At 74.8% G+C, this 9685-nt stretch carries 10 protein-coding genes; 6 read left to right on the top strand and 4 right to left on the bottom strand.

All coding sequences use genetic code 11. The annotated features are described in order from the left end of the window. Window positions 1-149: 149 nt before the first annotated feature. Both ACI79K_RS20200 and ACI79K_RS20195 read right to left on the bottom strand, forming a co-directional pair. Window positions 150-1082, bottom strand: a complete 933-nt coding sequence (locus ACI79K_RS20200) for an RNA polymerase sigma factor SigF (protein WP_456590487.1) — start codon at window positions 1080-1082, stop codon at window positions 150-152. Beyond that, the gene (locus ACI79K_RS20195) at window positions 1079-1567 is read right to left on the bottom strand and encodes an ATP-binding protein (RefSeq protein ID WP_456590486.1); all 489 of its coding nucleotides are present in this window, start codon (window positions 1565-1567) and stop codon (window positions 1079-1081) included. Before ACI79K_RS20195 ends, ACI79K_RS20200 begins: the two co-directional genes overlap by 4 nt. Window positions 1568-1791: 224 nt before the next feature. Here ACI79K_RS20195 and ACI79K_RS20190 point away from each other — a divergent pair, with 224 nt between their 5' ends. Together ACI79K_RS20190 and ACI79K_RS20185 are read left to right on the top strand one after the other, a co-directional pair. Then, the gene (locus ACI79K_RS20190; protein ID WP_456590485.1) at window positions 1792-3612 is read left to right on the top strand and encodes an ATP-binding SpoIIE family protein phosphatase; all 1821 of its coding nucleotides are present in this window, start codon (window positions 1792-1794) and stop codon (window positions 3610-3612) included. 58 nt (window positions 3613-3670) lie between these two features. Next, complete coding sequence (locus ACI79K_RS20185; protein WP_456590484.1) at window positions 3671-4693, top strand: DNA topoisomerase IB; 1023 nt, start codon at window positions 3671-3673, stop codon at window positions 4691-4693. A 55-nt stretch (window positions 4694-4748) separates the two neighbouring features. Here the strand turns inward: ACI79K_RS20185 and ACI79K_RS20180 are convergent, their stop codons facing one another. Both ACI79K_RS20180 and ACI79K_RS20175 read right to left on the bottom strand, forming a co-directional pair. Further along, a complete protein-coding gene (locus tag ACI79K_RS20180) occupies window positions 4749-5141 on the bottom strand; it encodes an STAS domain-containing protein (protein ID WP_091933845.1) in 393 nt (130 codons plus the stop codon). Between the two features lie 255 nt (window positions 5142-5396). Continuing rightward, window positions 5397-5858, bottom strand: a complete 462-nt coding sequence (locus ACI79K_RS20175; protein WP_456590483.1) for a hypothetical protein — start codon at window positions 5856-5858, stop codon at window positions 5397-5399. A gap of 181 nt (window positions 5859-6039) precedes the next feature. Between ACI79K_RS20175 and ACI79K_RS20170 the strand changes: the two genes are divergently transcribed. From ACI79K_RS20170 to ligD (ACI79K_RS20155), 4 genes are all read left to right on the top strand, one after another. Continuing rightward, window positions 6040-6615: a DUF1360 domain-containing protein gene (locus ACI79K_RS20170; protein WP_456590482.1), complete on the top strand. Its 576-nt coding sequence runs from the start codon at window positions 6040-6042 to the stop codon at window positions 6613-6615. A gap of 136 nt (window positions 6616-6751) precedes the next feature. Beyond that, a complete protein-coding gene (gene ku / locus ACI79K_RS20165; RefSeq protein ID WP_456590481.1) occupies window positions 6752-7756 on the top strand; it encodes a non-homologous end joining protein Ku in 1005 nt (334 codons plus the stop codon). A gap of 4 nt (window positions 7757-7760) precedes the next feature. Beyond that, window positions 7761-8726: a non-homologous end-joining DNA ligase gene (gene ligD / locus ACI79K_RS20160; protein WP_456600603.1), complete on the top strand. Its 966-nt coding sequence runs from the start codon at window positions 7761-7763 to the stop codon at window positions 8724-8726. A 25-nt stretch (window positions 8727-8751) separates the two neighbouring features. Next, window positions 8752-9681: a non-homologous end-joining DNA ligase gene (gene ligD / locus ACI79K_RS20155; RefSeq protein ID WP_456590479.1), complete on the top strand. Its 930-nt coding sequence runs from the start codon at window positions 8752-8754 to the stop codon at window positions 9679-9681. Window positions 9682-9685: the final 4 nt, after the last annotated feature.

Raw genomic sequence — 9685 nt, 5'->3', positions numbered from 1 at the left:
CCCCCCCCCCCCCCCCCCCCCCCCCCCCCCCCCCCCCCCCCCCCCCCCCCCCCCCCCCCCCCCCCCCCCCCCCCCCCCCCCCCCCCCCCCCCCCCCCCCCCCCGCCCCCCCGCCCCCCCCCCCCCCCCCCCCCCCCCCCCACCGGTCGTTCAGTCCTTGAGCAGGCCCTCGCGGAGCTTGGCCAGCGTCTGGCTGAGCAGCCGGGAGACGTGCATCTGGGAGATGCCGATGTCGGCGGCGATCTGCGACTGGGTCATGTTGCCGAAGAACCGCAGGATCAGGATCCGCCGCTCCCGGGCCGGGATGGTGGCCAGCAGCGGCTGCAGCGACTCGCGGTACTCCACGCCCTCGAGCGCCGCGTCCTCCTCGCCCAGGGTCGCCGCCAGGGTGGGGGAGTCGTCCTCACCGGAGAGCCGCTCGTCCAGCGAGCTGCTCCGGTACGCGTTGGCCACGGCGAGCCCCTCCAGCACCTCGGCGCGGGGGATGCCCAGGTGCTCGGCCAGCTCGCTGGGGGTCGGGGCCCGGCCGTTCTTCTGCGCCAGCTCGCCGACGGCGGCGTTCAGCGACAGGTGCAGCTCCTGCAGCCGGCGCGGTACGCGCACCGACCAGCCCTGGTCGCGGAAGTGCCGCTTGATCTCGCCGGTGATCGTCGGGACGGCGAACGAGAGGAATTCCACGCCCCGTGTCGGGTCGAACCGGTCGATCGCGGCGATCAGCCCGAGCGTGCCGACCTGCAGCAGGTCGTCGAAGGGCTCGCCGCGGTTGCTGAACCGCCGGGCGAAGTGCCGCACCAGGGGCAGGTGCTCCTCGACGAGGATCTCGCGCAGCCGTTCCCGGCGGGGGTCGTCCTTGTCGAGGGTGGCCAGCTCGGCGAACAGCGGCGCCGTGCGCTCGGCCCGGCGCCGGTTCTCCGACAGCGGTGGCGCATCGGGCTCGGGGGCGGCCGGCGGGCCGGGGAGGCCGGGCGCGGGCTCGTCCGGGGTCTCGACCGGCTGCTCGGCCGAGGGGTCGACGGGCGTGCCTTCGGTGGCGTCCAGGGGTTCCTCCTCGATGGAGTCGGCGGCGGCGGCCGACCTGCTCACCGGGCCACCGAGAGGTTCTCGTCGCCCACGCCCGCCGGGTGCTGCCCCGGCAGGTACTTGGCGAGGGCGATGACGGCGACCGGCGAGTCGCTGCCGGTCCCGCCCGGGACCTCGCGCTCGGTGGAGCGCCGGCCCTCGACCGAGTCGACCAGGGCGGCGAGGACCGCCCACCCGAAGCCGTCGGTGGGGACCTCCGTGCCGTCCGCGGTGGGCACCCAGGCGTTGATGTGCAGGCCGGCCCGCGTGGTCTCGAAGACGACCGTCAGCGGCGCGTCCCCCTGGACGATCGTCGACAGGGTGGCGCAGGCCTCGTCGACCGCGAGACGGAGGTCCTCCACCGCGTCGAGGTCGTAGTCCATCCGCATCGCCAGGTCACCGGCCATGGCCCGGACCGCGGGCAGCTGGGTCGCGGTGGTGGGCACCCGCAGCTCCAGTCGCTCCGCACGCCGTCCGTCCTGCGCGAGGGGGGCCCTCGAATCGACCATCCGTCGTCCGCTCCTTCGTTCCCGGCGCACTCGACCTTCGAGCCGCGGTGGTGCCCCGTGCCGGTCGGCCCGGCCACCGGTGGCGGCGCGGACCGGCACCGATCGGTGCACAAGACTGCTGCCTACCCGACCGGCGCCGGCGCCCAAACGTGGCCTGGACCACGGCGTTCGCGTGCCGGGCACGCGGTTGCCGCCACCCGCAGCCTGTTGTTGGCTGGCCCGAGATGAGCACCGGTTCCGGCAGTCTGCCACCCACCGACGACGGCGCCCTGGACGAGGGCTCCGCCGTGCTGCTCGCTGCCATGGAGACGTCGCCCGACGCGCTGTTCTGCCTGGCGGCCGACGCCGCCCGACCGCTGTGGGCCAACGCCCGAGCCCGCGGCCTGGAGGCCCGGCGCGGCGGCCTGCCCGAGGTCTCCGGGCGCCCGCTGGCCGACCTCGTCGAGGCCGCTGCGCGCAGCGGGCACACCGAGACCCTCAGCGGCGCGCTCGGGCCGGAGGGGCCGATGGTGACGGCCACGGTGCGGCCCATGACGGTCGCCGGCGAGCCGGGTGCCTTCGTGGTGATCGAAGCGCTCGCGGCCGACGACGTGCACCGCGCGCAGCAGGCGCTGCTCCCGCCGTCGCTGCCGATGCTCCCCGACGTGGTCCTGTCCGGCAGCTACCACCGGGCCACCGAGCTCTCCGCGGCCGGTGGCGACTGGTACGACGCCGTGCCGCTGGGCAAGGGCCGCGTCGCCCTGGTGGTGGGCGACGCCGTGGGGCACGGGGTGGCCGCGGCCGGCGCGATGAGCCGGCTGCGCGGGGCGATGCGCTCCACGGTGCTCGGCGACCCGGAGCCGGCGGCCGTGCTCGCCGCTCTCGACGCGTTCGCCGCCCAGATGGACGACGTCGAGGGGGCGTCGGTGTTCTACGGCGTCCTCGATGTCGCCACCGGGCGGCTGGTCTACAGCGCGGCCGGTCACCCGGCCCCGCTGGTCGTGCACGCCGACGGGAGCAGCACGTTCCTCGAGGTGACCGCCCGGCCGCCGCTCGGCAGCCTCCCCGGGGCGCCGGCGCCGCTGCACGAGGCCCAGCTCGCCCAGGGCGCGACGCTGGTGCTCTTCTCCAACGGTGTGGTCGCGGGGCTCGACGAGCCACCCGCCGAGGCGCTCGAACGGCTCGGTGCGGCCGCGCGCGAGGTGCTGGACGATCCGGGGGCCCTCGGCGTCGATGCCGCGGCCGGGCTGGCCGGGGCGATCGCCGAGGGCGTGCGCCGGCCGCACGGCTGGCTGGACGACGTCGCCGTCCTGGTCGCCCACCGGCGGGCCACCGCGCACGAGGCCCTCCAGCTGGACCTGCTCGCCGTGCCCTCCGCGCTGCCCGGCGTGCGCCGGCGCCTCAACGCCTGGCTGACCGACCTGGGCATGGGCGAGCAGGACCGGGTGGGTGTCATGGTCGCCGTCGGCGAGGCGTGCGCGAACGCCGCCGAGCACGCCTACCGGGGTACCGAGCCCGGGCCCATGTCGGTGACCGCCCAGGTCGACGTGGACGGGGTGCTCACCGTGACCGTGCGGGACCAGGGCACCTGGCGCCCGCCGGACCGCGACCCGGGTGACCGTGGCCGCGGGCTGCTGATCATGCGCCAGCTCGTCGACGGCGTGACCCTGGCCGAGGACCACGGGACGACGGTCACGCTGAGCTTCCGGCTGCGGCGGACCCCGGACGAGGAGATCGACGCGCACCGCGTCGTCGACGGTGCGGACGTGGTGGTCGAGCGCGAGGGTCCGCGCCCGGTCGTGCGGGCCCGGGGGGCCGTCGACGCCGCGGCCGCGGAACAGCTGCGGATCCGGATGCTGGAGGCCAGTCACGGCGGCGCCACCCCGATGGAGCTCGACCTCTGCGACGTCGGCCTGTTCAGCAGCGCCGCCGTCCGCGTCGTCCTGGCCGTGGCCCGCATCGCCCGGGACGAGTCCTGGCGCCTCGTCGTCCAGGCCCCCGCGGGCGGCGTGACCCGGCACGTGCTGGAGATCAGCGGTCTGGACGGGCTGGTCGAGCTGCGCTGAGGCGTGACTCTCCGTCCCGGGGGGTTTGCGGAGTGCCTGCGGTGCCCATTCCCCGCCCGTGAGACTGCGGCGCAGCGACGTGCACGGGCCCGGCTACCGACGCCGCAGAGCCGGGCGCGGCTTCGCGTACTACGACACCGACGGCAGCCTCATCAAGGACGAGCGGCTGGACCGCATCCGGGCCCTCGCCGTCCCGCCGGCCTGGAGGGACGTCTGGATCTGCCCGTGGCCCAACGGGCACATCCAGGCCACCGGGGTGGACGCCGCCGGGCGGCGGCAGTACCGCTACCACGACGCCTGGCGTGCCCGGCGCGACGCGGAGAAGCACGAGCGGGTGCTGGAGATCGCGCGCCAGCTGCCCGATGTGCGCGACGCGGTGCGGGCCGGGCTGCGCACCCGCGGCCTCACCCGCGAGCGCGTCCTGGCCACCGCCATCCGGCTGCTGGACCTGGGCGCCTTCCGCGTGGGCAGCGAGCAGTACGAGGAGGAGAACGGCACGTTCGGCCTGGCGACCCTGAAACGGGCGCACGTGTCGGTGCGCGGCGAGCGGACCTTCTGCTCCTACCTCGCGAAGGGGGGCATCGAGCGGGAGGTGGAGATCACCGACCGGTCCACGGCGACCGTCGTCCGCCAGCTGCTCGAGCGCCCCGCCGACGCCGGTGAGGACCTGCTCGCCTACCAGACCGAGGACGGCACGTGGCGGGACGTGACGAGCGCGGAGATCAACGCCTACCTCAAGGAGATCAGCGGCGCGGAGATCTCGGCCAAGGACTTCCGCACGTGGACGGCGACGGTGCTGATGGCCGCCGCGCTCGCCGAGGTGCCCCCGCCGACGTCGAAGACGGCCCGCAAGAAGGTCGTCAGCGCCGCCTACAAGCGGGTCAGCGAGCAGCTGGGGAACACCCCCGCCGTCTGCAAGGCCAGCTACGTCGACCCGCGCGTCGTCGACCGGTTCGAGCACGGCGAGACGGTCGCCGAGGCCCTGCGCGACGCCGACGAGGTCCTGTCGTCGGGGGGTGTGGCCGACCGGGACACGCAGAAGGTGCTGGAGGAGGCCGTCTGCCGGCTGCTCTCGGCCTAGTGACGACGAAGGCCCCGCTCCGGTGTGGAGCGGGGCCTCCGGACGAGGTCCTTCTTCAGCGGGCGTCGGCGATGGTGAAGAGGTCGATCAGCCCGGTCACCTCGAGCGGCCGGGTGACGGCGCGGGTCGTGGCGATCAGCCGCAGGGCGACCTCACGGCTGCGGGCGGACTTCTGCGTCTCGACGAGCACGGCGAGACCGGCCGAGCCCAGGAACTGGACACCGGACAGGTCGATCACCAGCTCACGCGGCTGCTGCTCGAGCTGGCTGTCCAGGGTCGAGCGCAGCACGGGAGCGGTGAAGGTGTCCACCTCGCCGACGACCGTGACCGTGACAGCGCCGTCCTCGTCGGTGGAGGTCGAGAGCGTGATCACGTCGTCGAAGGGTGCCTCGGTGCCCTCGGTCGACACGTCGGGCTGCCCCTCGGCGGGCAGGTCGGAAGTGGTCACGGACAGTGGCTCCTCTCGGCGGAACCCGGACGACGGGCCGCCCGGACAATCTACCGCTGCACATCTCCGGGGGCCCGGGCCCCCGGCTCGCGGTGGTCGAATGTGTTGCGTGCCGGACCACCGGGCCCAGCACGTCGCGGCTACCTGCTGAACCGCTGACTCAACGTAGACAACCTGCCGCGCGCGCGCCAACCCACCCCCCGGACGGCACCCGAAGGGGCGCCGAGGGGTGGGTCGCTGGTGTGCGGGGGAGCGTCAGCCGTCGGTGACGTGGACGGCGGACTCCTCGGGGCCCTCGCCGCCCACGGGCTGGTCCGCGGTGGCCTCGACGTCGTCTGCGGTGCGGTTGGTGCCGGAGTCGCTCTCGGGCGTGGTCGAGGTGTCCTGCTCCAGCTGCGCGTCGGCCCGCTGCGGGTCCTCGGCGGGGCGGACGTCGGCCGCGTCGTCGGGGAGCTCCCGATCCAGCCGGCCGGCGAGGGACTCGCCCTGGGACTGCTCGAAGGCGGTGGTGCCGAAGTCGACCGTGGCGGTCGCGCTCTCGTTCGGCATCGGCTGGAACTGCGGGTCCTCCTTCCACGACTGGGTGGGGGAGTCGTCCTGCGCGACGTCCGGGATGCCGTCGTCCGAGGGGAAGATGTCCCGGGCCGTCTGCCCCTCGGTCTGGGTGGTGCCGTCGTACGTACCGGGGTCGGTGCCGTCGTTGGCGGGGTTGGTCATCGGGCCTCCGTTCGTCGGCGGGCGTGCCCGCGCTCTCGCCCCCGGAGGGGCCGTGGGCCGGTCGGGGGACCGGCGTCGTTCCACCGCCCTACCCGGGGGCCGTGCGGCCATGCGCCGGTGTGCGTCGCGGCACTGCCGCCCCTCGCGGCATGGGAGCGCGTCCGCGGGGTAGCAGGGGGCCATGGCGATCGCAGACGAGGTCCAGCGGGTCGGGGCGCCGCTCCGCCGGTGGGTGCGCACCCAGAAGCGCGAGTACACCAACGGGGAACCCAGGCCGCTGGGCGGTGACCTGGGCGCCATGGGCGTGTACGCGGGCGTGGTGGCCGGTGGCGCCGTGGCGGTGCGGGCCGCGGGCAAGCAGCTGCCCGAGCGGATCCCGCTCGGTGACGCCGTCCTGCTCACCATCGCCACCTTCCGGCTGGCCCGCCGCATCGCCAAGGACCCGGTGACCAGTCCGCTCCGCGCGCCGTTCGTGCGCTTCGAGGGCGCCTCGGGGCACGCCGAGGTGGCCGAGGAGGTGCGGGAGCACGGCGGCGTGAAGCACGCCGTCGGTGAGCTGCTCACCTGCCCCTTCTGCCTGGCCCAGTGGGTGGGCACGGCGTTCGTCTTCGGGTACGTGACCGCACCCCGGGCCACCCGGCTGGCCGCGCTGACGATGACGACGGTCGCGGGCTCCGACGTCCTGCAGTTCGTGTACGACTCGATCCAGAACGGTGCCCTGGCCCCGGCCGACGAGGGGGCGGACGACCAGGGCTGAGGAGGCGACGGTCCTCCGTCGGGGGGAGTGGCCGCGTCGTTCGCCCTGCCGCGGAGGGCGCTCCGGACCTATCCTGCGATCTTGACCCGGCTCCGGGTCGGGGACGCCCGGCGGAACGGGTGCGAGGGAGGGCGGCATGCGATCGATCTGGCGAGGCGCCGTGTCGTTCGGCCTGGTCAGCATCGGCGTGAAGCTGTACTCGGCCACCGAGGACAAGGACATCCGCTTCCACCAGGTGCACGCGGCCGACGGTGGCCGGGTGAAGTACCGGCGGGTGTGCTCGATCGACGGCGAGGAGCTCGAGTACTCCGACATCGCCAAGGGCTACGAGCTGCCCAGCGGGGAGGTGGTCATCCTCACCGACGAGGACTTCGAGGGGCTGCCGCTCACCACCCGCCGGGAGATCGAGGTGCTGGAGTTCGTCGACCAGTCCGAGATCGACCCGATCATGTTCGAGAAGACGTACTACCTCGAGCCCGACGGTCCCGCGGCGCGTCCCTACGTGCTGCTGCGCGACGCGCTGGAGAACGCCGGCCAGGTGGCGATCACCAAGATCGCGTTGCGGCAGCGGGAGTCGCTGGCGGCGCTGCGGGTGCGCGACGGCGTCCTCGTGCTGCACACCATGCGGTGGCCCGACGAGATCCGCACGCCCGACTTCGCCTTCCTCGACGAGGACATCTCGGTGCGGCCGCAGGAGCTGAAGATGGCCGAGGCCCTCATCGGCTCGATGACCACGGACTTCGACCCGGGTGAGTTCACCGACGACTACCGCGAGGCGATGACCGCCCTGCTGGAGGCGAAGCAGACCGGGGGCGAGGTGGCCCAGCCGGTGGAGACCCCCGACGACGGGGCCGCCGTCGTCGACCTGATGAGCGCGCTGCGGCGCAGCGTCGAGCGCGCCCGGGGCGGCGCGACCGCGGACGAGGAGCCCACGGCGCCGCCGGCGAAGAAGCCGGCGTCGGCGCGGAAGGCCGCGCCCCGCAAGGCCGCCGCCGACAAGGCCGACGCGAAGGCTCCGGCGAAGAAGGCCGCCGCGAAGAAGGCCGCGCCGAAGAAGGCGGCCGGCCCGGCGGAGAAGACGACCGCCCGGGCCGCCGGCGACGACAAGCCGCCGGCCAAGCGGGCCCGCCGCAGCGCCTGAGGTGGTGGCTCCCGAGCCGGCCGACCTCCCGCTGCCGATGCTGGCCGTCCCCGGCGACCTGCCCGCCGACGACGGCGGGTGGGGCTACGAGTTCAAGTGGGACGGCGTGCGTGCCCTGGCCGCGGTGCGGGACGGGCGGATGACGCTGGCCTCGCGCAAGGGCACGGAGATCACCGTCCGGTATCCGGAGGTCGCCCGGCTGCCCGGCACGCTCACCGGTCGGGACGCCGTCCTCGACGGGGAGATCGTGCTGATGGACGGGCAGGGCCGCCCCGACTTCGGTGCGCTGCAGAACCGGATGCACCGCACCGGTCCCGAGGTGCCGCGGATGGCGGCCGCCGCTCCGGTCAGCTACCTCGTCTTCGACCTGCTGGAGCTCGACGGGCAGGACCTCCGCGGACGCCCGTACGTCGAGCGCCGCTCGCTCCTCGACGAGCTCGACCCGGCCGGGCGCCGTTGGGTGCTCACGCCGTGGTTCCCGGGCCGCGGCGCCGACGTGCAGGCCGCCAGCGAGGAGAACGGGCTGGAGGGGATCGTGGCCAAGCGGCTGGACTCCCCGTACCGCGACGGCGTCCGCAGCCCCGACTGGCGCAAGGTCAAGAACTTCTCCACCCAGTCCGCCGTCGTCGGCGGGTGGCGGCCGGGCCAGGGACGGCGCGCCGGCACCATCGGTTCGCTGCTGGTCGGCGTCCCCGACGACGAGGGGCGGCTGGTCTACGTCGGGCACGTGGGCACCGGGTTCACCGACCAGGGGCTGCGCGACCTGCAGCGGCTGCTCACCCCGCGCCGCACCTCGCCCTTCGCCGGCGCACTGCCGCGCGAGGTCACCCGGGACGCGCGCTGGGTGGAGCCCGACCTCGTCGGCGAGGTCGCCTACGCGGTGTGGACGGCGGACGGGCGGCTCCGGCACCCGGTCTGGCGCGGGGTCCGCGACGACCTGGAGCCCGACGACGTGGTGCGGGAGTCGTGAACGGCCGGCGCCGCGGTAGCGGACCGTGAGCCCCGCCAGGCAGCGGGTGGAGATCGCCGGGCGGCAACTGGCGGTCTCCAACCTGGACAAGGTTCTCTTCCCCGAGGTGGGTTTCACCAAGGCCCAGGTCATCGACTACTACGTGCGGATCGCCCCGGTGCTGCTGCCGCACGTGGCCGGCCGGCCCGTGACCTTCACCCGGTGGCCCGACGGGGTCGAGGGCCCGGCGTTCTTCGAGAAGAACAGCGCGCGGCACGCCCCGGAGTGGGTGCGCCGGGTGACCCTGCCGAGCCCGGGCAGCTCGCGCGGCCGCGAGACGCTGGACATGGTGCTGCTGGCCGACGTCCCCGATCTGGCGTGGGCGGCGAACCTGGCCGCCCTGGAGGTGCACGTCCCGCAGTGGCGGGTGGACGACGACGGGGTGGCGCAGCTGCCCGACCTGCTGGTGCTCGACCTCGACCCGGGCCCGGAGACCGGCATCGCCGAGTGCTGCGAGGTGGCCGAGCGGCTCGGCGTGCGGCTGGAGGCCGACGGCCTGGACCCGGTGGTGAAGACGTCGGGCTCCAAGGGCATGCAGGTGTACGCGCCGATCGAGGTCACCGACCGCGAGCAGCCCAGCCGCTATGCGAAGAAGTTGGCACAGGAGCTGTCGGCCGAGACCCCCGACGACGTCGTCTGGCGGATGGAGAAGGCGCTGCGGCCGGGCAAGGTGCTCGTCGACTGGAGCCAGAACAACCCGGCCAAGACCACCGTCGCCCCGTACTCGCTGCGGGCGCGGGCGGGGGCGACGGTCTCCACGCCGATCGGCTGGGACGAGGTCGACGCGGTCCGCGACGGCTCCCTGGATCCCGCGGCCCTGCGGTTCACCACGGAGCAGGTGCTGGCCCGCGTCGAGGAGTACGGCGACCTCTTCGACGTCGCCGGCGCCCGGCGCGCCCCGCTGCCGGAGGTCTGACCTC

This window comes from Blastococcus sp. SYSU DS0616 (assembly GCF_054051015.1).
Note: the sequence above shows the minus strand (reverse complement) of the source record. Positions and strands in the feature narration are given on the sequence as shown.

What these genes read in the sequence shown, in the direction of transcription:
- ACI79K_RS20175 (WP_456590483.1), bottom strand. Translation starts at nt 5,858, where the DNA reads ATGACCAACCCCGCCAACGACGGCACCGACCCCGGTACGTACGACGGC.
- ACI79K_RS20195 (WP_456590486.1), bottom strand. Translation starts at nt 1,567, where the DNA reads ATGGTCGATTCGAGGGCCCCCCTCGCGCAGGACGGACGGCGTGCGGAG.
- ACI79K_RS20170 (WP_456590482.1), top strand. Translation starts at nt 6,040, where the DNA reads ATGGCGATCGCAGACGAGGTCCAGCGGGTCGGGGCGCCGCTCCGCCGG.
- ku (WP_456590481.1), top strand. Translation starts at nt 6,752, where the DNA reads ATGCGATCGATCTGGCGAGGCGCCGTGTCGTTCGGCCTGGTCAGCATC.
- ACI79K_RS20190 (WP_456590485.1), top strand. Translation starts at nt 1,792, where the DNA reads ATGAGCACCGGTTCCGGCAGTCTGCCACCCACCGACGACGGCGCCCTG.